The organism is Streptomyces sp. NPDC020884, from assembly GCF_044333935.1.
Lineage (GTDB): Bacteria > Actinomycetota > Actinomycetes > Streptomycetales > Streptomycetaceae > Streptomyces.
Genome location: NZ_JBIRRY010000009.1, coordinates 425,070 through 449,284, shown reverse-complemented (window position 1 = coordinate 449,284; position 24,215 = coordinate 425,070). Strand labels below are relative to the sequence as shown.

The window sequence follows — 24,215 nt, the reverse complement described above, 5'->3', positions numbered from 1 at the left end:
CGGGGCCCTCCGGGCGCTTCCCTTCGTTCTTGCGTTTCCGACTCTATCAGACTCTTTCGCGTCCGATTCCCGGCCGAAGCGGGTCAAGCAGTTTTTGCTTTCCAGGTTCTTCGCTTTCGCGTTTTCCCTTTCCGGCGAGTCCGACTTTACCAGACTCATTTACGTTCCGTTTCCGGTCCGTAAGTGAATTCCGGCGGCCTGTCGAATGGCCTTGCCTTTCGGCGGATCCGACTTTATCAGAAAGTCACGGGTCAAAACGAACGACCCAGTGAACTTGAGAAAGGAGAATCATGTGGCCCGGCGGAGCTAACAAGAACTCCTGCACGAGCGGAGTAGACACTACGCGCTCAACTCGAACCTGTCTAGTCCGAGGCAACCGTTTGAATCTACCTCCCCACATCTGCCGTGTCAACGGTTTTTGTGGGCGAGGAGGACACTAGCAGCTCAGCGGGGGTGGAAGCACATCGGCGGTCAGGCTGCGGTGGGAAGTTCGGCGCTGCGTTCGACCGCCGAGAGGTCACCCGTGTCGCCGGCACGCGCCGCGCGGCCGCCCAAGACGTAGACGTACGCGAGAAAGGCCAGCTCAGCGACGATGCCGATGGTGATCCGGGCCCAGGTCGGGAGGCCGGACGGGGTCACGAAGCCTTCGATGAGGCCGGAGACGAACAGGACCAGGGCCAGGCCGATGGCCATGCCCAGTGCGGCCCGGCCCTGCTGGGCGAGAGCGGTCCGGCGTGACAGGGGGCCGGGGTCGACCACGGTCCAACCGAGGCGTAGTCCCGTACCGGCGGCGACGAACACCGCGGTCAGTTCGAGCAGACCGTGGGGAAGCACCAGGCCGAGGAAGACGTCGAGCCGGCCCGCGGAGGACATCAGGCCTATGCCGACGCCGAGGTTGAGCATGTTGAGGAAGAGGATCCAGATCACCGGTATGCAGAGGAACGCCCCCAGGACCAGGCACATGGCCGCGGCCTGAGCGTTGTTCGTCCACACCTGTGCCGCGAACGACGCCGCCGGATGGCTGGAGTAGTAGGTCTCGTACTCCCCGCCCGGCCGGGTCATCGCCCGCAGGTCTTCCGGGGCGGCGATCGCGGCCTGGACTTCGGGGTGAGTGCCGATCCACCAGCCCAGCAGGGCCGCCAGCGCCGTCGAGAGCACCGCCGTGGGAACCCACCAATGGCGCGAGCGGTAGACGGCGGCGGGAAACCCCACGGTGAGGAATCGCGCCGCGTCCCGCCAGGAGGCCTTGCGCGCGCCGGTCACCGTCGACCGGGCGCGGGCCACGAGCTGGGTGAGGCGGCCGGTGAGCAGAGGGTCGGGGCTGCTCGACTGGATCAGCGAGAGGTGGGTCGCCGTGCGCTGGTAGAGGACGACGAGTTCGTCCGCTTCCGCGCCTGTGAGGCGGCGCCCGCGGCGCAGGAGATGTTCGAGGCGGTCCCACTCCGTGCGGTGGGCGGTGACGAAGACGTCGAGGTCCATGGGCGGCTGTTGCTCCAGGCAAGGGGGCGTACGGGTCCGTACTACTGCGGCGCGCTGCCGGTCAGCTTGGCAGACTGGGCCCGTCCGGGGCAGAGAAGGTCGGCGAAGGGTGGGGCCCGATGAGTGAGCTGGTGACCGGGGACGCGGTCGTTCTGGGGTTGAGGCCCGCGCGGCTGCCGAGCCGGGCTCTGGCCTCGGCCATCGATCTGGCGGTGACGTTCGCCGTTTTCATCCTGGTCTCGGTCCTGCTGGGCATCGCTTCCGTTTCCCTGGACGAGGCCGCCGTCGCGGCGATCGGGGTCGCCTCGTTCCTGTTGATCCTGATCGGCGGTCCGGTCGCGGTGGAGACGCTGAGCCATGGCCGCTCCCTGGGGAAACTCGCCTGTGGGCTGCGGGTGGTCCGGGACGACGGTGGGCCGATCCGGTTCCGGCACGCGCTCGTGCGGGGGGCCATGGGTCTCGTCGAGATCCTCATGACGTTCGGCGCCGTGGCCTCCATCGCGTCCCTGGTGTCGGCGCGGGGGCGCCGGCTCGGTGATGTGTTCGCCGGGACGCTGGTGATCCGGGAACGGGTCGCGGCGACGGGCCGGTCCGTCGCCGTGCCGCCTCCTCCGCCCTGGCTGGTCGGCAGGTTCGCACAGCTCGATCTGTCGGCGGTGCCGGACGAACTCTGGCTCGCGATGCGTCAGTACCTGACGCGGATGCAGCAGCTGGATCCCGGCGTGGGTCGTTCGATCGCGGAGCGGCTGGCCGGTGAACTGGTCGCACGGACAGGAGCGGCCGTGCCGCAGGGCGTCCCTGCGGCCGCGTTCCTGGCCGCGGTGGTTCATGAGCGGCAGGCACGGGATGCGCGGCGGGTGTTCGCCGGGCCTCGGGCCGAGGGGCACGTAGCGTCCGGGGCCTGGGCGGCCGGACCTGGCGGGACTGCTGGGACTGCCGGGGCGGGAGTTACGGGAGGGGCTGCCGGACCGGGTGGGGCGGGAGTGGCAGGAGTAGCGGGAGTGGCCACCGCGCCCGTTGTGCCGGTCGTTGCCTCCGGGCCGGGTGTAGCTGGCGGGCCGGGTGCGGCGGGTGCGGCTGCCGGGCACGGTTGGAGTCTTGGAGCTCCGACGCCTGCTGGATCCGAGGGGTACGCCGAGGCCGGTGGGGTCGGCGGAGGCGCCGGGGCGGGGGGCGGTATCGGCGGGGCTCACGAGCAGCGGCGCGGCGATGCTCCCTCGGCCGGGTTCGCTCCGCCCGGCTAGAGGGCGTCCGGCCCCGACGCGGGTGATGCGTCCTCGTCGGCCGCGGTGGTGGAGGCGCGGGGGGACGGAGGTGTTTCCAGGTGTTCGAGTTCGATGCCCGGCGCCGCGAGGACCACGTCACCGGCGATGTGGACGGTGTGCTGTTCGCCGGTGTCCAGGGCGCTGACCTGGTATTCGTCCACGATCAGGGGGCCGTTGTCAGTGGCGTGCGCTTCACTGTTCACCAGAGCCCAGGACTGGTCGGAGGTCCGGGGCGCCAGGACCGGGTCCGTGAAGGTGACCACGCGGACGCGGGTCGTGGGGGAATCGGGGGTGAGGCGCAGGAGACGGGTCAGGGCGACGAGGAACGCGGGGGATGTGCCGGCGAAGGTGTGGGCACGGACGTTGCCTTCGGTGGCGTGGCTGCCGGTCGGGTCGGTCCGGACCCAAGTGACCCCTTCCAGCGCAGCTCCTCGCACCTGCCAGCTCGCGGCGTGGAGTTCGAGGCGGATGGGCCGGCCCAGCTCGTCCAGGGCGAGGTCGACGGAGCCGAGGTGGTCTCCGGACGGGGACGTGGTCTGGGAGACGTAGCGCCAGCCGGAGGGGCCGGGGGCGCAGTGGAAGTGTTCTTCGCCGAGGGGGGTGTGATCGTGAAGGTCGTGGAGCGAATACCTGCCGCGGGGCATGGGGTCCTTCGGGTTCCTCGGGCTGTGCGCGGGCGGTAACGGGAGCAGGCCCCCGACACGGGGGTGCGGGGGCCTGCACTCGGATCTGCTGCTGAGGGTCCTGATCCACACGGGGCGTCCGGGAAGCCGGCTTCCCGGACGCCGGGTGTGGATCAGTGGCCGCAGGTGGATCAGTGGCCGACAGGCGGATCAGTAGCGGTAGTGGTCGGGCTTGTACGGGCCCGCCACCTCTACACCGATGTACGCCGCCTGCTCGGGGCGCAGCGTCGTGAGCTTGACGCCCAGGGCGTCGAGGTGGAGACGGGCGACCTTCTCGTCCAGGTGCTTGGGCAGCACGTACACGTCGGTCGGGTACTCCTCGGGCTTCGTGAACAGCTCGATCTGCGCGAGGGTCTGGTCAGCGAAGCTGTTGGACATCACGAAGGACGGGTGTCCGGTCGCGTTGCCCAGGTTGAGGAGGCGGCCCTCGGACAGGACGATGAGGACCTTGCCGTCGGGGAACTTCCAGGTGTGGACCTGGGGCTTGACCTCGTCCTTGACGATGCCGTCGATCTTCGCGAGGCCGGCCATGTCGATCTCGTTGTCGAAGTGGCCGATGTTACCGACGATCGCCTGGTGCTTCATCCGGGCCATGTCCGTGGCCATGATGATGTCCTTGTTGCCCGTCGTGGTGACGAAGATGTCCGCCTGCTCCACGACGTCGTCCAGCGTGGCCACCTGGTAGCCGTCCATCGCTGCCTGGAGCGCGCAGATCGGGTCGATCTCCGTGATGATCACCCGGGCGCCCTGGCCGCGCAGGGACTCCGCGCAGCCCTTGCCCACGTCGCCGTAGCCGAGGACGACGGCGGTCTTGCCGCCGATCAGGACGTCGGTGGCGCGGTTGATGCCGTCGATGAGGGAGTGGCGGCAGCCGTACTTGTTGTCGAACTTCGACTTGGTCACCGCGTCGTTCACGTTGATCGCGGGGAACAGGAGGGAACCTTCGCGGTGCATCTCGTACAGGCGGTGCACGCCCGTCGTCGTCTCCTCGGTGACACCGCGGATCTCGGACGCGAGCTGGGTCCACTTCTGCGGGGCCTCGCCGAGGGTGCGGTTCAGCAGGGTGAGGATGTAGGCGTACTCCTCGCTGTCCGCGGTCGACGGGTCCGGGGCGGCGCCGGCCTTCTCGAACTCGACGCCCTTGTGGACGAGGAGGGTGGCGTCGCCACCGTCGTCAAGGATCATGTTCGGGCCGCCGGTGGGGGTGTTCGGCCAGGTCAGCGCCTGCTCCGTGCACCACCAGTACTCCTCCAGCGTCTCGCCCTTCCAGGCGAAGACCGGGACGCCCGCGGGCGCTTCCGGAGTGCCGTTCGGGCCGACGGCTATGGCCGCGGCGGCGTGGTCCTGGGTGGAGAAGATGTTGCAGGAGGCCCAGCGGACCTCGGCGCCCAGGGCGACGAGGGTCTCGATGAGCACGGCCGTCTGCACGGTCATGTGCAGCGAGCCGGTGATCCGGGCGCCGGCCAGCGGCTGAGCGGCGGCGTACTCCTTGCGGATCGACATCAGGCCGGGCATCTCGTGCTCGGCGAGCGTGAGCTCCTTGCGCCCGAAAGCGGCGAGGGAGAGGTCGGCGACCTTGAAGTCCTGGTGGTGGGTGGCCGTCGTCATAACGGGCTGCTCCTCGTGATGGGTCGAGGGTGGTCTGTCTGGGCTGACTCCGCGGGGCGGCGGGCTGACACGTGCCCGGCCGTTCGCAGTGCAGTCCGTCGGAGGCCTTCTGTCCCTCGCCCGGCTCGCTCTCGCGCGCCGGTCGACCGCCATCAGCAGCGACGTCTGTCATCTGTAGACGAATCTACACCGAACGGCCCAGTGAGCCCCAGCCCGCTCCTGGCGAGGGGCGTGTGTGAGGGGTCACCGGGCCGGTCGAGGGTGGTGGGTGGTGGGGCTGCTCAGTGGCCGGCGTCGCTCGGGGCGTCGGGCGGGCCGTCGAGCGTCTTGCCCGGGTTCGTTCCGGCCGCGGCGGCGTCCGCGTTGAAGATGTCCGGCTCCAGGTAGATGACCCGGGCGATCGGGACCGCTTCACGGATGCGGTTCTCGGCGGCGTTGATGGCGTTGGCGACCTCGGTCGCGGTCTCGTCGTGCCGCACCGCGATCTTGGCGGCGACCAGCAGCTCCTCGGGGCCGAGGTGGAGGGTGCGCATGTGGATGATGCCGGTGACGGTGTCACCGTCCACCACGGACGCCTTGATCTTCTCGACGTCCTCGATGCCGGCGGACTCGCCGAGCAGGAGGGACTTCGTCTCGACGGCCAGAACGATCGCGATGACGATCAGCAGGATGCCGATGCAGAGGGTGCCGATGCCGTCCCAGACGCCGTTGCCGGTGCCGAGGGCCAGGCCGACGCCCGCGAGCGCCAGGACCAGGCCGACGAGCGCGCCGAGGTCCTCCAGCAGCACGACCGGCAGCTCGGGCGCCTTGGACCGGCGGACGAACTCGGTCCAGGAGCGGTCGCCGCGGGTCTGGTTGGACTCGACGATCGCCGTACGGAAGGAGAAGATCTCGGCGATGATCGCGAAGATCAGCACCCCGACCGGCCAGTACCAGGCCTCGATCTCGTGCGGGTGCTTGATCTTCTCGTAGCCCTCGTACACCGCGAACATGCCACCGACCGAGAAGAGGACGATGGAGACGAGGAACGCGTAGATGTAGCGCTCGCGCCCGTAGCCGAAGGGGTGCTGGGGAGTGGCTTCGCGCTTCGCCTTCTTGCCGCCGAGCAGCAGGAGTCCCTGGTTGCCCGAGTCGGCGAGCGAGTGGACGCTCTCCGCGAGCATCGACGAGGAACCACTGAAGAGGAACGCTACGAATTTGGCCACGGCGATCGAGAGGTTGGCGACGAGTGCCGCCACGATCGCCTTGGTTCCGCCTGACGCGCTCATGAGTGCGTGGTATCCCTTCGTCGGTGCGCGGCACGTGCCGCCGCGGTAAGGCGGCACATTGTTGCAGCCGTCGGGACGGTTCGTGGGTCAGGCCGCCACGGTGGCCCGGAAGAGTGTTCCCGCTCCCGCTGCCTCGGCCGTCTCGCCGGCCGGAACGTAGACGGACTCCCCCGGGCCGAGGGCGAGTTCGCCGACCTGGACCGCGCCCGCCGTGCAGAGCAGGATCTGGGGGGTCGGGGCGGTCACTTCGGTGGGGGCCGCCCCGGCCGCGAGGGTGTAGCGGGACAGGGCGAACTCGCCGGCGGGGGTCTCGTAGAGCTCCTCGCCCGACGGGGCCGCCTCCGGGCGCAGCACGCCGGGTTCGGTGGCCTCGAAGCGGACGATCCGCAGGAGTTCGGGGACGTCGATGTGCTTGGGGGTCAGGCCGCAGCGCAGGACGTTGTCCGAGTTGGCCATGATCTCGACGCCGAGGCCGTCGAGGTAGGCGTGCGGGACGCCTGCGCCGAGGAACAGGGCTTCGCCGGGCTGGAGTTGTACGTAGTTCAGCAGCATCGCGGCCAACACCCCGGGGTCGCCGGGGAAGTGGTGGGCGATCCGGGCGTACGGGGCGTGGGCGCCGCCGAGACGGGTCGCGGCGGCCGCCGCCTCCGTCACGGTCTCGGCCATCTCCGTCGTCTCGGCACCGAGGATCGCCGTGAGCACCTCGCGGAGGGCGGCCTCCTCGGGGTGGGCGCGGAGGAGGTCCACGTACGGCTTGAGGGAGTCGACTCCCAGCGCCTCCATGGCGTCCGCCGCCTCGTTGGGCCGGCGGAAGCCGCACAGTCCGTCGAAGGGAGTGAGAGCGCAGATCAGTTCGGGCTTGTGGTTCGCGTCCTTGTAGGTGCGGTGCGGGGCGTCGATCGGGACGCCCCGGGCCTCTTCGTCGGCGTAACCCTCGCGGGCCTGGTCCAGGTTCGGGTGGACCTGGAGGGAGAGGGGGGCGCCGGCGGCGAGGAGCTTCAGGAGGAAGGGGAGGCGGGGGCCGAACCGGGCGACCGCGGGTGCGCCGAGCTCCCCCTCCGGGTCGGCGTCGATGGCCTCGGTGAGGGCCAGCTCCGTCTCACCGGCCGCGGTGATACGGGTGATGCGCGAGGGAGCTCCGGGGTGGGCGCCCATCCACATCTCGGCCTGCGGTTCGCCGGTGGGCGCGATGCCGAGCAGGGCGGGAATGGCCGTGGTGGATCCCCAGGCGTAGGGGCGCACGGTGTTGGACAGCCGGTCCATGAAGTCGTCCTCGGGTGGGGCGGGGTGGGTGGGGTGGGTGTGTCACCAGGGGTATCAGGGTTACGTGAGGTCCTGGCGTCGTGGGGGTGGCTGGGGGGTGAGGGGATGGGGGTGGGACGGTGAGGTGGTGGGGCGGTGAGGTGGAGCGGTGCGGCGGTGGAGCGGTGTGGCTGTGGACGTGTGGGGATTCTCTGTGGGTGGGCTTCTTGCGGTGTTCGTGCGCTTCTGCGTGTTCTTCTGTCAGGGCTGCGGGGCCGAGGCCAGCGACAGGTAGACCGCCGCGAAGTCGGTGATCGCGAGCAGTTCGGCCACGGCTTCCAACTCGCTGCCCTCGTCCGGTTCCAGTTCGCTGACAGGCGTGTCGTGGCCGAGCGCCAGTTCCCGGGCCGCCGGGTAGGCGCTGAGGCCTCCGGTCGGGCGGTTCCGGAGCAGGACGACCCGGGCTCTCAGCGTCTCGCCCTCGTCGACCCGGTCGCGGAAGAAGTCATCGGGGTCCGCGCCCGCCGCGAAGTCCCCGGCGAGGAGCGTGCCGTGCGAGGGCAGCGCCTCGGGCAGTGCCGCGGCCAGGGCGGGGCGGCCGGCGAGCTCGGACAGTACGGCGGCGAAGCGGCGTCCCACCGGGCCTGCGGCCTCGCCCTCCGTCCACAGCAGCGGCAGGCTGTCGGCGAGCTCGGCGGCGAGCGTCTTGGCCGGGTTGCTGTACGTGGCGATGGTCGGGCCGCAGCGTTCCGCGGTGCGGTCCAGGCGGTCCGCCACCTTCTGCAGGTCCTCGGGCGGCGCGGTCACCAGGCCGACCCGGTCCAGGAGCGCCAGCAGCGGCGTGAGCAGGGCCCACAGTGTGCCGGGGCCGGCGGCGGAGGTCTCCGCGTCGTACTCACCGTGCGGGGCGGCCGCCATCGGGACGACCAGACCGTGCACCCCGTCGACCGCCTCGCGCAGCGGGGAGCTGACGGGGGCGACGGCGACGACGGTGCAGCCGCGGCGGTAGGCCTGCTCGGCGAGCAGGGCGAGGCCCGGTTCGGACCCGTCGGCTGTCGCGATGAGGAGGAGGTCCACGGATCCGGCCCAGCCGGGCAGGGTCCAGCGGAGGGCGCCTGGGGCGGGGGCGACGCCCGTGGGGTGGATGCGTGCGACGGGGGCGGCCGCGCCCGCCAGTGCGCCGATCAGGTCGGCGACGCCGGACGCGGCGGTGCCGGGGCCCGCGACGAGGACGGCGCGGGGGCGGCCCTCGGGGGCCAGGGCGCCGATGCCCGCCTCGGCGGCGTGCCGGGCGGCGGTACGGACCCGGGCTCCGGCCTCGGCGGCGCCGCGCAGCAGATCGCGGCGGTCGGCTCGGGCCAGGGCTTCCGGGGCGTCGAGCAAGGACTCGTCGAGCATGGCGGTGGGCCTCCGATCACCGGGTGGGGTGCGGGCTGCGAAAGCGGGGGTGGGGGTGGGGTGGGTTCGGTGGTGTGGCCGCTGGGCCGGGCCGGGTGCCGAACGGTCCGGCCGGCCCGGCTGCGGTCGGGCGGACCGGCTGTCGTGCGGTGCCGTGCCCGTGCCCGTACCCCTACACACGCGTCGCTCGCGGTCAGACGGGGCGGCGGGCCTCGTCGACGAGCAGGACCGGGATGCCGTCCCGGACCGGGTAGGCCAAGCCGCAGTCGTCGCCGGTGCAGACCAGCTCGGGGCTGTCGGCCGCCGAACGGTCGTCGAGCGGGGAGTGGCAGGCCGGGCAGGCCAGGATCTCCAGGAGGCCGGCTTCGAGCGCCATGGGGTGAGTCCCTTCGAGCATGCGAGTTCCGATCCGCGTGGATCAGGCGTCGTCAGCCTACCGCCGGGGTGGAGGGGGCGCGGCCTGGCCCGGGGGTGGGAAACGGGGGATGGAGGGGGGAGGGGTGGATCGGTGGATCCGTGGGACTCGCGGAGTGGGGGTGGGTGGGTGCCTGGGCGGAGGTCGTGGGGGGGCGGGGCGCCTGCGGCGGAGGACGCGGGGGTGGGGCGCCTGCGGCGGGCTTCTCCCCGCCCCGCCCCTTCCCGTAACCGGGGCTCCGCCCCGGACCCCGCTCCTCAAACGCCGGAGGGGCTGAAATGGGCGGGCTTCAGGCCGCCGGAGGTTCGGGGCTGGAATGGGCGGGCCTCAGAGCCACCGAGGTTCGAGACTGGAGAGGGCGGGCCTCAAGCGACCGCAGGAGGTTCGGAACTGGAATGGGCCGGCCTCAAGGCCACCGAAGGTTCGGGACTGGAAAGAGCGGGCCTCACAGCCACCGCAGGTTCCGGACTGGACAGGGCGGGCCTCAGAGCCACCGCAGGTTCCAGACTGGAAAGAGCGGGGGTGTCAGGCTGCCGAAGGTCCGGGAAAGCGGTGCCGGCGGCGCCTGAGGCCTCGCCTGTCACACCGTGCGGATCAGGCCCAGGACCTCGTCGCGTACCGCCGTCATCGTCTCCTCGTCCCTCGCCTCCACGTTCAGGCGCAGCAGGGGCTCCGTGTTCGAGGCGCGGAGGTTGAACCACCAGTCGGCGGCCGTGACCGTGAGGCCGTCCAGGTCGTCGAAGGTGATGCCTTCGCGGGTGCCGTAGACCGCCCTGACCTGGGTGAGGCTCGCGGACTGGTCGGTGACGGTGGAGTTGATCTCGCCGGAGCCGGTGTACCGGTCGTACTCCGCGACCAGCTCGGAGAGCGGCTTCTGCTGGCCGCCGAGTGCGGCGAGTACGTGGAGGGCCGCGAGCATGCCCGTATCGGCGTTCCAGAAGTCGCGGAAGTAGTAGTGCGCCGAGTGTTCGCCGCCGAAGATCGCGCCGTGCTCCGCCATCTCCGTCTTGATGAAGGAGTGGCCGACCCGGGTGCGGACCGGGGTGCCGCCGTTCTCGCGGACCACCTCCGGGACGGACCAGGAGGTGATCAGGTTGTGGATGACGATGCCCTCGCCGCCGTTGCGGGCCAGCTCGCGGGCGGCTACCAGGGCCGTGATCGCGGACGGGGAGACGCCCGCGCCCCGCTCGTCGACGACGAAGCAGCGGTCCGCGTCGCCGTCGAAGGCGAGGCCGAGATCGGCGCCCTCGGCGAGGACGCGGGCCTGCAGGTCGACGATGTTCTTGGGGTCGAGGGGGTTGGCCTCGTGGTTGGGGAAGGTGCCGTCCAGCTCGAAGTACATGGGGACGAGGTCGAGCGGGAGGTCCTCGAAGACCGTGGGGACCGTGTGGCCTCCCATGCCGTTGCCCGCGTCGACCACGACCTTGAGGGGCCTGATCGCCCCGAGGTCGACCAGGCCGAGGAGGTGGGCCGCGTAGTCGGTGAGGGTGTCGCGGTCGGCGATCGTGCCGGGGGTGGCGGCCGCCGGCGGCTGCGGAGCGCCCTCCGACCACTGCTCGACCAGCGTGCGGATCTCGGCCAGGCCGGTGTCCTGACCGACCGGGGCAGCCCCCGCCCGGCACATCTTGATGCCGTTGTACTGCGCCGGGTTGTGCGAGGCCGTGAACATCGCCCCGGGGAGGTCCAGTGCCCCCGACGCGTAGTACAGCTGGTCCGTCGAGCAGAGGCCGATCAGCGTGACGTCCGCGCCCCGGGCCGCCGCGCCCCGGGCGAAGGCTCCGGACAGGCTCGGTGACGTGGGGCGCATGTCGTGGCCGACCACGATCGCGTCGGCGGCCGTGACCTGGACGAACGCGGCTCCGAAGAGTTCGGCCAGCGACTCGTCCCACTGGTCGGGCACCACTCCGCGCACGTCGTACGCCTTCACGAGCTGCGACAGATCAGCAACCACGGCCGGTCCTCCTGGGGTCTTTGCGGACCGCCCAAACTACCCGGCCGGTCAGTGCCTCAGGATTCGGCCTCGGGAAGCGGCCGCAGGAAGCTGCCTCAGGAGTCGGGTGAGCGCAGTACCCGTAGATGACCCCGGCGGGCCACTTCCACCGGGTCGGCGGCATAGGGTCCCCGGCCCCCGCCTCCCGGGCCCCGGTCCTGCGGGCGTGCCGCCTCGCGGACCGCGTTGGCCAGTGCCTCGAGGTCGTCACCGCTGGGGTGCGCGGGTGCGGAGCCGTCGGTGAGCCGCACCACTTCCCAGCCTCGTGGCGCGGTAAGCCGCTCACTGTGTTCGGCGCAGAGGTCGTAACAGTGGGGCTCGGCGTAGGTGGCGAGCGGGCCGAGGACCGCAGTCGAATCGGCATAGACGTACGTCAGTGTCGCGACGGCAGGGCGGCCGCACGCGGTGCGCGAACAGCGACGTACAGGGCTCACGATGTTGGACGGTACCGCACTCTTGAGCGGGCTGCGACGACACTCCCTCGGCTCACCCCACCGTGTCGCCCTGTGACCTGCGGCACGGCGGCGTTCCGGGCTGCTGCTCTGACCTGCGCCTGGGCGGGAGGCGGTTGTCGCACCGTGGTCGCGCCGGTCGCGGGCGGGGGTGGATCGCGGCGGCGGGTGGGCCGGCGATGATCGGATTACGGGCCTGAAAGGGGCTCAACCTTGGCCTAAATGTTCAACTGCGGACATCCGGAAGCGGGTGCGTGCGCTGTGTCCCTTGTCTGGCCGGTCAGTCGGTCCGTTGGTTGGTTGGTTGCGCGATGCGCCCGTCGCGCCCGTCGCGCCCGTCGGTCCCGTCGGTCCCGTCGGTTCCGTCTTCTTCCCGTTCCCACCCGGCCGGCCGCGTCGTCTCCCCGATCGGCCCGGTCCCCGGAGCGTTACGCTGCGTCGGTGATGGACAGCTCCGTACCTCCCCACCCGTTCGAACCGCGGCCCCGGCGCCGTGACCGCCATGGCCGCGGTATGCGCGGGCCGGTCGCACCGCCGCAGGTGCCGTTGTCGGCCAGCCGGGGGGAGAGCTTCCGTGATCTGGTCCAGGACTCGGTGGAGCGGCTGGAACGGCGCTGGCCCCAGCTGGCCGAGGTCGACTTCGTCGTCCTCGATGTGCCGGGCACCCCGGAGGAGATCGTTCCGCTCGGCAGCGCCGTGTCCGCGGAGAAGGGGCGGCCCGCGCAGATCGTCGTCTACCGGCGGCCCGTCGAGATCCGCACCAAGAGCCGCGACGAGCGCGCCCTGCTCGTGCACGAGGTCGTCGTCGAGCAGGTCGCCGAGCTTCTGGGGCTGGCCCCCGAGTCGGTCGACCCCCGGTACGGGCAGGACTAGGGCCCTCCGGGGGCGGACCGCGGGGCGCGTTCTCAGTCGTCCAGGACCGAGAGGTCCTGGCGGGCCGACGGGACCTCCACCGTGCCCCCGTCGTCGGGCAGGGTCTGCACGGTGAACATCTGGACGCCGCCCGACGTGAACGCCAGGGAGCGCGACGCGTGGACCGGGCCGCCCGAGGTCGTCTCGACGGTCAGCGCGTAGGCGCCCTTGAGCCCGGCCGGGGCCTTCGGGGTGACGGCGAGGGTCGTGCCGGCCTTGACCGTGTACGTCTCCACGGACGGTTCGCCGCCGCCGCTGCCCGCCGACGCGGTGACCTTCACCTTGGCCGTGGCGCCCGGCGCGGTCAGCGACAGCGTCGAGCCCTTGGCCCGGTTGTCCGGGACGCTCGCCCGTGCGCCGACCGGTCCGGTGGCCGGGATGTAGGCGACCTCCTGCTGGTCGCCCTTGCCGCGGACCACGCGCAGCGCCGCCACGATCGGCGTCGCCCGGTTCTTCTGCACGGGGGTCAGGCGCAGGGAGCCCGGCTCGTCGCGGGTGACGTTCTTGAGGTCGACGGCCGCCGTCATCGAGGACTTGATGTGCAGCGTGGCGTTTCCGGCCGGGGAGAACGTCGCGTTCTTCCCCATCAGCTGGACCTTCACGTCCGCGTCGTCCTCGCCGGGCGCGAACGCCACCAGCTGTACGGAGGTGGCGTCGGCCGGGATGCCGGGCAGCACGAGCGTGCCGGAGGGGTCGTCGGACGCGGTGATCCAGTCGCTGCCCGCGCTGTCGTCGGCGCTCATAACAACCGCCCCGATCCGTCCCGAGCGGGTGGTGACGTGGGCGGTCAGCTGGTCGACGGCCTCGGAGGTGAGCGTGGACAGCAGAAGGGCGACGCTGGAGCGGGCCGGCACGGTGATGCCGTCGCCGACGTCGGACTTGAGCGCGCCCTCGGGGCCGTACAGCTCGATGTCGGCGACGGCGGCGGAGTCCTCGGGGTTGGTGAGGTGGAGGTAGTCCTGGTGGGACTTCGCGGTGCTCGCGCCCGGGAACCAGAAGTCCGTGTCGGGGGTGGTGCAGGTGACCCCGAGAAGCCCCCTGGCGCCGCCCGTGGTGACCTTGGTGGTCTGCTGGGCGGTCCAGCCGGGGGCCAGCCGGCCGGTGGCCGTGCCGATCAGGGCCGGGGCGTCGGCGCCGTCCGCCTCGGCGGCGACCGGCTTGCCGGGCTCCTTCACGGCCAGGACCGGCTTGTCGGCCTTCGCCTTCGCCTTCTTCGCGGCTTCCTCGGCCTTCTTGACCTTCTTCGGGTCGGTCTCGTCCTCGTCGTCCACGACCGGCAGGGCCGGCTTCAGCTCGGCGGCGGCCTTGTCGTCGCCGCCCTTCCCGGCCGGGGTGAACGAGGTGTACTGCGTCTCCGCGAGGTCGGAGTTGCTGGGCGCCGGGCAGACCAGGCCGGAGCGCTCGACGGGCAGGCGCGCCGCGGCCTTCGCCCCGGTGTCCGCCGGGGCGCCGGGCGCGGTGACCGTGGCGATTCCGGTGATGGCGGCCAGGACGGCGGCGCCCGCGATCAGGGACAGGTGGGTGGACTTCACTCGGACTCGCCTCGCGATGCGTTACCGGTCGGCCACGGGGCCTGGCCCGGGGCCGGGGGGTCGGCGTGGTCGCCGCTCTCGTTGGGGTGCTGATCGGGCGCGGGCTGCTGGGCGGGGTCGGTGTACGCGGCGGGGTCGGTGTACTGGTGCTGCTGGTACTGGCCGCCGACGTACTGGCCGTACTCGTCGTACGCGCCCTGGTCGTTGTAGGCGGCCTGCCCGCCGTACGTGCCCTGGTCGTTGTACTGCTGCGTGTAGGGGTCCTGCGCGCCGTATGCGCCGCTCTGGTCGCCGTATCCCTGGTAGTCGGCGCCCTGTTGTTGTTGCTGCTGTTGCTGTTGCTGTGTGTAGGGGTCCGCCTGGTACGTCGCGTAGTAGTCGGCGTCCGGCTGCTGCTGCCCGTCCCACTGCGCGTACGCGCCGTACTGCGGCTGCGGGACGGCCGCGTAACCGCCGGTGGCCTCCTGCGGGTCGTGCGCCGGAGGGGTCGCGGCGTACGGGTCGGCGGACTGTTGCGCCGGGATGTACTCCCCGGGGTCCACGGCCCGCGACGGGTCGTGGCCGTGGTCGTCGGGGTGGCCGGGCTCCCGGGCCGGGCCGGCGTCCGGCCCGCCGTCCGTGCCGTGGCCGTCGTCCGTGCCGTGGCCGTCGTCCGCCCCCTCTGCCGCGGCCGCCGACTCGGCCTGGGCCGCGGCGCGCAGCCTGCGGGCGCGGCGGCCCTCGCCGTCGACCGGCTCCGTGGCGACGGCGGGCGCCTCCTCGGGCAGGTCGTCGTCGATCTCCCGGCGGCGGCCCGGCAGCGCCATGACCACCAGGACCATCAGGAGCCCGGCCTGCGCCCAGATCCACGCGGTGTGCGTGATCGGGGCGTCGTGGGTGAGGTCGAGGCGGCCGCCGTCGGCGGGGAGCTCGAAGCCCTGGGCCCAGCCGTCGACGGTCTTACGGGTCAGCGGCTTGCCGTTCAGGGTCGCAGTCCAGCCCGGATCGGCGGCGTCGGCGATCCGCAGCACGCGGCCCGCCTCGCCGGACGGGATCTCGGAGTGGGCCTCGACGGCCGCCGAGCCGACCGGAAGGTGCTCGCCCTCGCCGGACGCGGGGGTGATCATGACGCGGGCGACCTGGCGGTCCACCCGCCACAGGGCGCTGCCGTCGAGCTGGCTGAGGCGGCTGAGGCCGGGGGTCGCGTCGAGGACGCGGCTCATCTGGCGCGGCGCTCCGTCCCGGACGAGGACGTAACGGATCGCGAAGCCGCTGAGCTGTCCGCCCTGGTCGGCGCCGGAGCCGGCCACGAGGTTGGCGACGACCTTGTCGAGGTGGCTGTTGCTGCCGCCCGCCTCGGTCAGTTCGCCGTCGCCCAGGCGGGCGCCCGAGCCGCGGACCAGGCTGTACGCCACGGAGGCGGGCGAGGTGCCGCCCAGGACGAGCGTGCGGGGCTGGTCACGGGTGCTGCTCTCCTCCGCCACGAAGGCGGGCACCTGGACGGGGTCGCGTCGCTCCAGCGGGCCGTCCGCCCCGCCGATCATCCAGCTGAACGCGGCCAGCGCCGGGGCCAGTCCGGCGGCCAGCGCGATCAGCACGGCGACCGGCTGGCGCCAGCCGAAGCTCTGCTCGGCGACCCGGATGCGGGCCCCGTCCGCGCCCACCAGGGCGGCGGCGATCAGGGCGGTGCCGTAGACGAGGGTGGCCGGTCCGGCCCAGGTGGATCCGTTGGCGATGGCGGCGAAGAGGAAGCCGACGAGCGCGACCGCCCAGGCGGTGCGGACGGCGAACTGCCGCTCCCCGCGCAGCAGGGCGGCCAGCGCGGCCAGCACGATGCCGAGGAGCAGGATGCCGCCCGCCGCGCCGGGGCCGCCGGGGCTGATGCCGAGCAGGTCGAGGCCCGAGGCCTCTCCCGTACCGATGTCCAGGCCCGCTTCCGCCAGCAGGGCGGACGGGCTCGTCAGCAGGGTCAGCGACCAGGGGGCGAGGACCAGCACCGGGGTGCCTACGGCGGCGACGAAGCGGATTCCGTACGCCGTGATGTCGCCGCGTCGCAGCACGAGCACGCCGAGGCCGAGGGCCACGGCCAGCGGCCAGACGATCGGGGTGAACGCCATCGTGACGGTCAGCAGCAGCGTGTACGCCCAGGTGGCGCGCCAGCTGCCGCGCTCCCCCGCCGCGCTGTCCACGCGCAGCCCGTGGGCGGCGACGCCCGCGCGGGCGATCAGCGGGAGCAGGACGAGGAGGACGGCGGTGCCGAGGCGGCCGGTGGCCAGGGCGCCGGTCGCGGCGGGCAGGAAGGCGTACGCGACGCTCGCCCAGGCCCGCAGCAGCCGGGAGGGCAGCAGCGGGCGGGAGGCGAAGTAGGCGGTGAGCCCGGCCAGCGGGATCGAGCAGACCAGCAGCACGCTGATGGCGAGCCCGGTCGAGCCGAGGAACAGGGCCGACAGGGCGGCGAGCAGGGCGAGGTAGGGCGGGGCGGTCTGGGTGCCGCCGGTGCCGACGGTGTGCCAGGCGTCCGCGTACCGCTCCCAGAGCGCGCCGGCCTCGGCGGGGGCGGGCAGCAGCGCGCCGCCCGCCAGTGCGCCGCCGCTGAGCAGGTTGCGGCAGGCGACGAGGGAGACGACGAGCAGCAGGGCGAAGAGCACGGGGCCCGGCTTGCGGCCGATGCGCTTGAGGCGGGCGAACTGGTCGACTTCGAGGAAGTCGGCGTCGTCGCCGCCGGGTCCGGATTCGACGGCTCCGTGCCGTGAACCGCCCGCGTCGGCGTCCGTACGGCCGCCGAAGTTGCCCACGACCTGGTCGACGGTGGCCCGGAGGGTCGCGCCGGGCGGCGGGAACAGTGCGCGCAGCTCGGCGGCGTCGACGACGCCCTTTCCGCGGTTGCGGCGGGCGGCGAGGATGCGGCCGGGGCGCAGGAGGGTGCCGAGCAGGCCGGTGACCTCGTCGAGGGCCTGGCCCGGCACCTTGCCGACCAGGTAGGCGAGGGTACGGAGCAGGGTGCCGACGACGAGCCGGAGCAGGACCCAGGGCAGGGCCTTGCCGCGGGCGTTGACGAGCATCGTGTAGGCCGCGCCCGCCTTGTCGACACGGTGCGGGCTGGCGACCGAGCGGCCGGCGCAGTCGATGGGGCGGCGCTCGCGGGCGGAGGCCTCGGCGTGCCGCAGGACGGCGTCCGGGGCGATCAGGACCCGGTGCCCGGCGAGGTGGGCGCGCCAGCACAGGTCGACGTCGTCGCGCATCAGGGGGAGCCTGCGGTCGAAGCCGCCGAGCTCCTCGTAGACGTCGCGGCGGATGAGCATGCCGGCGGAGGAGACGGACAGGACGGTGCGGACCTGGTCGTGCTGGCCCTGGTCCTGCTCACGGCGGTCCAGACCCGTCCAGCGGCGTCCGCTGTTGGCGATGGAGACGCCGACTTCCAGCAACTGCTTGCGGTCGTACCAGCCGCGCAGTTTGGGTCCGACGATCGTGGCGTGCCGGTCGGTGTCCACGACGCGCAGCATCTCGGCGAGCGCGTCCGGCTCGGGGGCGCAGTCGTCGTGCAGCAGCCAGAGCCACTGGACCGGTTCGCCGTGCGGCAGCTCGGGAAGGTCGTAGTTCTCGTCGACCCAGGTCCGGCCCTCCGGGTCCCAGCCGCTGGGGCGCTTGAGGTACGGCAGGTCGTCCGGGGTCAGGACACCGGCCGTGCGGGCCGCCTCGTCGACGGCCGTGCCGAAGCTCGTACGGCGTGCGAGGTGCAGGACGCGTTCGCCGCCGAGCGCCTCGGTGACCAGCCGGGCCGAGTCGTCGGCGCTGCCGGTGTCGGCCGCGACGACGTTCTGTACGGGGCGTTCCTGCCCGAGCAGCCCGGCCAGCACGTCGGGCAGCCAGCGGGCGCCGTCGTGGGAGACGAGCACGGCGGTGACGACGTGCCGGGGGAACTCTGGGGCGGCGGCGGCCGCGTTCGGCGCCGCCGAGTGGCTGTGCACGGACATCGAGGTACGGGCCCTCCGGCCGGGTCCGGGGGCGTCCCCGGGGGCTGCATCGGTGTACACGCGCGCCCCGGCGGGGCGTTGGCGCGTCTCGGACGGGGCCCCACACTAACGGTACGGACAGGTGGCGGGGGTCCGAGCGGGTCAAGCGACCGGGTGTGGACCTGCCGACGGCCCGGTTGCCGCCCTCTTGGGGAGGGGCGGCAACCGGGCCGTCGGGGCGGTGGGGCGGGAGGGTGCAGGTGGGGGGCCGGGCGCGGGTGCGGGCCGGTCAGCCGGTCGGTCAGCGGGTCGGGAGTGGATTCGCGGTGGATCGCGGTGGATCGCGGTGGGCTCGCAGGTCTAGCGGGTCGGGATGCGCTCGGGACCCGGCCGGGGATGCGCCCGGAGCCTGGCCCGGAAGAGCGCGGGGCTCGGCCGGGAGCGCCAGGGACCGGGGGGCGGTAACTCCACCGGCTTGGTGGGGGTGGGGGTGGCGATGGGGGTGGGGGGATGGTCGGGGGTGCGTCGGCCGTACGGCTGCGGCCTGGTCAGGGATGCGCCCGCCGTACCGCTGCGGCCTGGTCAGGGATGCGCCGAGGTTCGGTCGGGGATGGTTCGGGATGCGGCCGGGGGGCTGCCCCGGCTGGCGCGGGGCTCGGTCGGGAAGCGGCGCGCGGGGCCTGGCCGCGGTGGGACCGGGAGGCACCCGAGGCACCCGAGGCACCCGGGCCTGGTCAGGAATCGGAACGGGGCCGGGATGCCCCCGGCCTGGTGGGGGATGGTTCGGGATGCGCCCGGTCCGGACCGGGATGCGGTGACCGGCGGCCGGTGGCACCGGTGGGGCCGGTGGTGGGGCCGTCGGGCGGGGCGGACGTCAGATGGCGGCCTTCTTGAGGCGTCGCCGCTCCCGCTCGGAGAGCCCGCCCCAGATGCCGAAGCGTTCGTCGTTGGAAAGGGCGTACTCAAGGCATTCCGAACGCACCTCACAGGCGAGGCAGACCTTCTTGGCCTCGCGGGTGGATCCGCCCTTTTCGGGAAAGAAGGACTCGGGATCGGTCTGGGCGCACAGTGCGCGCTCCTGCCAGCCGAGTTCCTCGTCCGCGTCCTCGACCAGCAGTTGCTGGAACAGCTCGGTCATGTGCGCCCCTCGTCTGTCTCTTACGTCCCGTGATGCAGCCGTTTGCGGCTGAACGACACGAGTGAAATTACAAGTGTGTAGCTCCAGGCCAGTCAAGCGAGGATCTGCTATTGGCCCAGGGATTCACTCTGCGGAACCAAGCGTATGCAGAAAGTGTTCAAATCAGCAAAAACCTGACATATGCCACAGGCCCCACAGCTCGCCCCCTCTCCCGGGATAGACGAGTGAAGATCCCCTCATGTTGCGATTCGATCACCGAAGCGATCAAGATCACAGTCAGGTCACGGAGCGTCAGCCGCGTTTGAGGGAGCGGATGATGCGCCACATGTCCCTGCTCATGGGTGCATAAACCTTTCTCCGAATCCGGCGACCGGAAGGAGTGAAACATTGCCCCCATATCGGGCATTGGGTTGACAGCGGACGGCCGAGCCGGTCTCCTTGCTTTCATGCCAGCGACCGCAGCCCTGCACGTCACCCACGTCCGTGGGTTCCGTAGCGCTGTCCAGGCCCGCTGTTGCTGTTCCAGCTGTCACAGCTGTTGATGCCCTAGCGCTCCAGCTCTGATCCAGCCTCTCCGGTCTCCGGTCCGGTCGAGCGTCCTTCTTCATCTTCTTCTCGCTCCTCCCCCGCACTTCCCGCAGCTCCTCCCGAGCTGCTGACGCTTATCGCGACTCCCCCGCACGTGCACCCCCCATGCCGAGGAACCACCGCAGCCATGAACAGCGACAGCGACCTTCAGATCGCCGGCGACATCCTTGAGGTCCAGCACCTCCTGCAGCCCGCCCGCGAGCACCCCTCCACCGTCTCCGAGTTCGTCGGCCTCGCGCGCTCCATCGCGGCCGACCGCACGCAGTGGGCCGGACTCGTCCAGTACGACTCCTCCTCCCGCTGGTACCACCGGCTCCACACCGGCCCGGGTTATGAGGTGTGGCTGCTCAGCTGGGTGCCCGGACAGGGCAGCGGGCGGCACGACCACGGCCTCTCCGCGGGCGTGCTGACGGTGCTGGAAGGCGAGTTGACCGAGCACACCGAGAACGGGACGCGGGCGCTCGGCGCGGGCGGGCAGCGGGCCTTCGCCCCGGGCTACGTCCACGAAGTGGTCAACGACTCGCTCGAACCGGCCGTCAGTCTGCACATCTACTACCCGGGCCTGACCGAGATGCCGATGCACGCCACGCAAAACGCCCCGACGACGGTGGACGTCGTACCCGCCTGACAAACTGCTGTGCATGCGCATTGTTGTTCTGGCCGGTGGTATCGGCGGTGCCCGCTTTCTGCGCGGCCTCAAGCAGGCCGCGCCCGACGCGGACATCACGGTGATCGGCAACACGGGTGATGACATCCATCTGTTCGGGCTGAAGGTCTGTCCCGACCTCGACACCGTGATGTACACCCTCGGCGGTGGCATCAACGAGGAGCAGGGCTGGGGGCGGACCGACGAGACCTTCCAGGTCAAGGAGGAGCTCGCGGCGTACGGAGTTGGCCCCGGGTGGTTCGGGCTCGGCGACCGCGACTTCGCGACCCATATCGTCCGTACGCAGATGCTGGGCGCGGGGTATCCGCTGAGCGCGGTCACCGAGGCGCTCTGCGCCCGTTGGCAGCCGGGCGTGCGGCTGCTCCCCATGTCCGACGACCGGGTCGAGACGCATGTCGCCGTCGAGATGGACGGCGAGAGCAAGGCCATCCACTTCCAGGAGTACTGGGTGAAGCTGCGTGCCTCCGTCGAGGCGCAGGCGGTCGTGCCGGTCGGGGCCGAACAGGCCAAGCCGGCCCCCGGGGTGCTGGACGCCATCGGATCCGCCGACGTCATCGTCTTCCCGCCGTCGAACCCGGTGGTCTCCATCGGCACGATCCTCGCCGTCCCCGGGATCCGCGAGGCCATCGCCGAGGCCGGGATGCCGGTCGTCGGCCTCTCCCCCATCGTCGGCGACGCGCCCGTGCGGGGCATGGCGGACAAGGTGCTCGCGGCGGTGGGCGTCGAGTCGACGGCGGCCGCCGTGGCCCAGCACTACGGTTCGGGGCTGCTGGACGGGTGGCTGGTGGACACGGTGGACGCCGGCACGGTCGGCGAGGTCGAGGCGGCGGGGATCCGCTGCCGGGCGGTGCCGCTGATGATGACGGACGTGGACACGACCGCCGAGATGGCCCGGCAGGCGCTGGACCTGGCCGAGGAGGTCCGGGCGTGAGCGGTTCCGGTGCTTCCGCTGGGGTGCCTTCCGTGCCTTCCACGCCTTCCTTTCGTGTCTGGGCCGTGGGCGGGATTCCCGAAGTGCGGGCCGGTGACGATCTCGCCAAGCTGATCGCCGGGGCCGAGCCGGGGCTGGTCGACGGGGACGTTCTGCTCGTCACCTCGAAGATCGTCTCCAAGGCGGAGGGCCGGATCGTCGAGGCCGCGGACCGGGAGGCGGCGATCGACTCCGAGACCGTGCGGGTCGTGGCACGACGGGGGGCGCTGCGGATCGTGGAGAACCGGCAGGGCCTGGTCATGGCCGCCGCCGGGGTCGACGCCTCCAACACCCCGGCCGGGACCGTTCTGCTGCTGCCCGAGGACCCCGACGCCTCCGCCCGGTCCATCCGGGACGGGCTGCGGGACACCCTCGGTGTCGAGGTCGGCGTCGTCGTCACGGACACCTTCGGGCGGCCCTGGCGCAACGGACTGACCGACGTCGCGATCGGGGCGGCCGGAGTGCGGGTGCTGGACGATCTGCGCGGCGGGACGGACGCGTACGGCAATCCGCTCAGCGCCACGGTCGTGGCCACGGCGGACGAGCTGGCCTCGGCCGGTGACCTGGTCAAGGGCAAGGCGGAGGGGCTGCCGGTCGCCGTGGTGCGGGGGCTGCCGCATGTCGTGTCCCCGGCTCCCCCCGGAGAGGACGAACCCGGTGCGCGTGCGCTCGTACGGAGTGCGGCCGACGACATGTTCCGGCTCGGTACGTCGGAGGCGGTCCGTGAAGCGGTGACGCTGCGGCGTACGGTGCGCGAGTTCACCGACGAGCCGGTGGATCCGGGCGCGGTGCGGCGGGCGGTGGCCGCCGCCGTCACGGCTCCGGCCCCCCATCACACGACGCCGTGGCGGTTCGTGCTGCTGGAGTCGGCCGGGGCGCGGACCCGGTTGCTCGACGCGATGCGGGACGCGTGGGTCGAGGACCTGCGGCGCGACGGCAAGAGCGAAGCGTCGATCGCCCAGCGGGTCCGGCGCGGTGATGTGCTGCGCAACGCGCCGTATCTGGTGGTGCCGTGCCTGGTGATGGACGGCTCCCACACGTACGGGGATGAGCGCCGCGACACCGCGGAGCGCGAGATGTTCGTGGTCGCGGCGGGGGCGGGTGTGCAGAACTTCCTGGTGGCGCTGGCCGGTGAGCGGCTGGGGTCGGCGTGGGTGTCCTCGACGATGTTCTGCCGGCCGGTGGTGCGGGAGGTGCTCTCGCTGCCGGAGTCCTGGGATCCGTTGGGGGCGGTGGCTGTGGGGCATGCGGTGGGGGTGCCTCGGGAGCGGGCTGTTCGGGATGCGGAGGCGTTTCTCACCGTGCGGTGAGGTGGGGGGGCTGAGGGGTGGGGGCTGGGGGGGGCTGGGGGGGGTGCCGCTGCGCGGGGCCTTTTCCCCTACCCGCCCCTTCCCGAAACCGGGGCTCCGCCCCGGACCCCTTGTCCTCAAACGCCGGACGGGCTGGATTTAGGACCCCTTGTCCTCATGAGGAAGGTTCAAGGGGCTACAGGTTCGTGATGTTGCCCGGTGTCATCCTCGGGGCTCGGCGTTTCGGGGTGTGGCCCGACAGCAGGATCAGGCGGGTTGCGCGGTGGCGTTGGCCCTCGTAAGGGGTCAGCAGGGCCAGCATCTCCTCGTTGTCCGCGTCCCGGTTGTCCGCGAGGGCGTGGCCCACGATGCCCGGCAGGTGCAGGTCGCCCACCGTGACCGCGTCCGCCGCGCCGTTCGAGCGCTGAAGGGTCTCGGCCGAGGTCCAGGGGCCGACGCCGGGGATCAGTTCCAGGCGGGACCGGGCCTCGGGGAGGTTCATCGTCGCCGCCTCCTCCAGCCTGCGGGCCACGCGTACCGCGCGCAGGATCGTCGACGACCGCTTGGCGTCGACGTTCGCCCGGTGCCATTCCCAGGACGGGATCATCGACCAGCCGCGCGCGTCCGGCATCACGTGCAGGCCCAGGTCCGCCGTGGGCCCCGGGGCCGGGGTGCCGAAGCGGCGGACCAGATGGCGCCAGGCGCGGTACGCCTCGTCCGTGGTGACCTTCTGCTCCAGGATCGACGGGATCAGCGACTCGACGACGAGGCCCGTGCGCAGCAGCCGCAGGCCTGGGCGGCGGTGCCGGGTCAGGGCCAGCAGGCGGTGGCGCGGAACGAACGCGTCCGGGTCGTCGTCCGCACCCAGGAGCGCCGGGAGCCCGGCCAGCAGCCAGTCCGCGCCGGGGCCCCAGGCCGCCGCCGCGATCCGGTCGCCGCGCGCCGCGACCCGCAGGGTGCCGGGGCCCTCGGGCGTGCGGGTGGCCCGCCAGAACGTACCGTCCGCGGTCATCCTGAACGTCGGGTCCGCCGGGCCCCGGCGCAGGGGGCCGAGCACCAGCCGGAGGTCCAGCGGACCCGGTGGGGTCCACTCCCGGGTCAGCGGCGGGCCGTCGTGCGAGGGCGTAGCCGCCTTGCCGGGCGGCGCGGCGGCCTGGTGCGGCAGCGCCGCTCGCGCGGTGCGGGGAGCGAATCGTCCTGCCACGGGTGGGCCTCGGGTGTTCGTGGGCGGGGCGGAGGCCTGGCGGGGGCCTCCGGCGTACCGACGGGTGCGGACCGGTGCTGACCCGTGCGGATCAGGACCAGTGCTGATCCGTGCGGATCGGGCGCTGATCAGGACCGGTGCTGGTCCGTGCGGATCGGTGCTGATCCGTGCCGATTGGTGCTG

General features: G+C 72.2%; 18 protein-coding genes. 5 read left to right on the top strand and 13 right to left on the bottom strand.

Features of this window, described 5'->3' with window-relative positions; all coding sequences use genetic code 11:
* Positions 1–471 precede the first annotated feature (471 nt).
* Positions 472–1,479 carry a stage II sporulation protein M gene (locus ACH4UK_RS27695; protein ID WP_398360607.1) on the bottom strand — a complete coding sequence of 336 codons (1,008 nt, stop codon included), beginning with the start codon at positions 1,477–1,479 and terminating at the stop codon, positions 472–474.
* A gap of 119 nt (positions 1,480–1,598) precedes the next feature.
* On the opposite strand from ACH4UK_RS27695, the gene ACH4UK_RS27690 reads away from it, so the two are divergent.
* Positions 1,599–2,723 carry an RDD family protein gene (locus ACH4UK_RS27690; RefSeq protein WP_398360606.1) on the top strand — a complete coding sequence of 375 codons (1,125 nt, stop codon included), beginning with the start codon at positions 1,599–1,601 and terminating at the stop codon, positions 2,721–2,723.
* Here ACH4UK_RS27690 and ACH4UK_RS27685 read toward each other — a convergent pair.
* The 8 genes from ACH4UK_RS27685 to ACH4UK_RS27650 all read right to left on the bottom strand — a co-directional run bounded on the left by ACH4UK_RS27685 (position 2,720) and on the right by ACH4UK_RS27650 (position 11,782).
* Complete coding sequence (locus ACH4UK_RS27685; RefSeq protein ID WP_398360604.1) at positions 2,720–3,388, bottom strand: hypothetical protein; 669 nt, start codon at positions 3,386–3,388, stop codon at positions 2,720–2,722. The genes ACH4UK_RS27690 and ACH4UK_RS27685 overlap by 4 nt on opposite strands.
* 189 nt (positions 3,389–3,577) lie before the next feature.
* Complete coding sequence (gene ahcY, locus ACH4UK_RS27680) at positions 3,578–5,035, bottom strand: adenosylhomocysteinase (protein ID WP_398360602.1); 1,458 nt, start codon at positions 5,033–5,035, stop codon at positions 3,578–3,580.
* A 281-nt stretch (positions 5,036–5,316) separates the two neighbouring features.
* The gene (locus ACH4UK_RS27675) at positions 5,317–6,303 is read right to left on the bottom strand and encodes a cation diffusion facilitator family transporter (RefSeq protein ID WP_398360600.1); all 987 of its coding nucleotides are present in this window, start codon (positions 6,301–6,303) and stop codon (positions 5,317–5,319) included.
* A gap of 87 nt (positions 6,304–6,390) precedes the next feature.
* Positions 6,391–7,566, bottom strand: a complete 1,176-nt coding sequence (gene manA / locus ACH4UK_RS27670) for a mannose-6-phosphate isomerase, class I (RefSeq protein ID WP_398360598.1) — start codon at positions 7,564–7,566, stop codon at positions 6,391–6,393.
* 240 nt (positions 7,567–7,806) lie between these two features.
* A complete protein-coding gene (locus ACH4UK_RS27665) occupies positions 7,807–8,943 on the bottom strand; it encodes an SIS domain-containing protein (protein WP_398360597.1) in 1,137 nt (378 codons plus the stop codon).
* Between the two features lie 193 nt (positions 8,944–9,136).
* Positions 9,137–9,319 carry a Trm112 family protein gene (locus ACH4UK_RS27660; RefSeq protein ID WP_398360595.1) on the bottom strand — a complete coding sequence of 61 codons (183 nt, stop codon included), beginning with the start codon at positions 9,317–9,319 and terminating at the stop codon, positions 9,137–9,139.
* A 619-nt stretch (positions 9,320–9,938) separates the two neighbouring features.
* Positions 9,939–11,309 (bottom strand): phosphomannomutase/phosphoglucomutase, encoded by a 1,371-nt coding sequence (locus tag ACH4UK_RS27655; RefSeq protein ID WP_398360593.1) that lies wholly within the window; start codon positions 11,307–11,309, stop codon positions 9,939–9,941.
* Between the two features lie 95 nt (positions 11,310–11,404).
* Positions 11,405–11,782 carry a DUF3499 domain-containing protein gene (locus tag ACH4UK_RS27650; RefSeq protein WP_398360592.1) on the bottom strand — a complete coding sequence of 126 codons (378 nt, stop codon included), beginning with the start codon at positions 11,780–11,782 and terminating at the stop codon, positions 11,405–11,407.
* Positions 11,783–12,244: 462 nt separating this feature from the next.
* Between ACH4UK_RS27650 and ACH4UK_RS27645 the strand changes: the two genes are divergently transcribed.
* Positions 12,245–12,673 carry a metallopeptidase family protein gene (locus ACH4UK_RS27645; protein ID WP_398360590.1) on the top strand — a complete coding sequence of 143 codons (429 nt, stop codon included), beginning with the start codon at positions 12,245–12,247 and terminating at the stop codon, positions 12,671–12,673.
* A gap of 32 nt (positions 12,674–12,705) precedes the next feature.
* Here ACH4UK_RS27645 and ACH4UK_RS27640 read toward each other — a convergent pair whose 3' ends face one another.
* The 3 genes from ACH4UK_RS27640 to ACH4UK_RS27630 all read right to left on the bottom strand — a co-directional run bounded on the left by ACH4UK_RS27640 (position 12,706) and on the right by ACH4UK_RS27630 (position 19,314).
* Entirely contained in the window at positions 12,706–14,244 is a 1,539-nt protein-coding gene (locus ACH4UK_RS27640) for a DUF5719 family protein (RefSeq protein WP_398360589.1), read from the bottom strand.
* Positions 14,241–18,197 (bottom strand): glycosyltransferase, encoded by a 3,957-nt coding sequence (locus tag ACH4UK_RS27635; protein ID WP_398360587.1) that lies wholly within the window; start codon positions 18,195–18,197, stop codon positions 14,241–14,243. The genes ACH4UK_RS27640 and ACH4UK_RS27635 overlap by 4 nt, the downstream gene beginning before the upstream one ends.
* Positions 18,198–19,050: 853 nt before the next feature.
* On the bottom strand, positions 19,051–19,314 hold the full coding sequence (locus ACH4UK_RS27630) for a WhiB family transcriptional regulator (protein ID WP_003968728.1): 264 nt from the start codon (positions 19,312–19,314) through the stop codon (positions 19,051–19,053).
* 715 nt (positions 19,315–20,029) lie between these two features.
* On the opposite strand from ACH4UK_RS27630, the gene ACH4UK_RS27625 reads away from it, so the two are divergent.
* From ACH4UK_RS27625 to ACH4UK_RS27615, 3 genes are read left to right on the top strand one after another with little or no spacing between them, the layout of a single operon-like run.
* Positions 20,030–20,530 carry a cupin domain-containing protein gene (locus ACH4UK_RS27625; RefSeq protein ID WP_398360585.1) on the top strand — a complete coding sequence of 167 codons (501 nt, stop codon included), beginning with the start codon at positions 20,030–20,032 and terminating at the stop codon, positions 20,528–20,530.
* Between the two features lie 13 nt (positions 20,531–20,543).
* Positions 20,544–21,500 (top strand): 2-phospho-L-lactate transferase, encoded by a 957-nt coding sequence (cofD, locus tag ACH4UK_RS27620; RefSeq protein WP_398360583.1) that lies wholly within the window; start codon positions 20,544–20,546, stop codon positions 21,498–21,500.
* A complete protein-coding gene (locus ACH4UK_RS27615; protein WP_398360581.1) occupies positions 21,497–22,849 on the top strand; it encodes a coenzyme F420-0:L-glutamate ligase in 1,353 nt (450 codons plus the stop codon). Before cofD ends, ACH4UK_RS27615 begins: the two co-directional genes overlap by 4 nt.
* Before the next feature lie 175 nt (positions 22,850–23,024).
* Here the strand turns inward: ACH4UK_RS27615 and ACH4UK_RS27610 are convergent, their stop codons facing one another.
* Complete coding sequence (locus tag ACH4UK_RS27610; RefSeq protein WP_398360579.1) at positions 23,025–24,032, bottom strand: DNA-3-methyladenine glycosylase family protein; 1,008 nt, start codon at positions 24,030–24,032, stop codon at positions 23,025–23,027.
* Between the last annotated feature and the right edge of the window lie 183 nt (positions 24,033–24,215).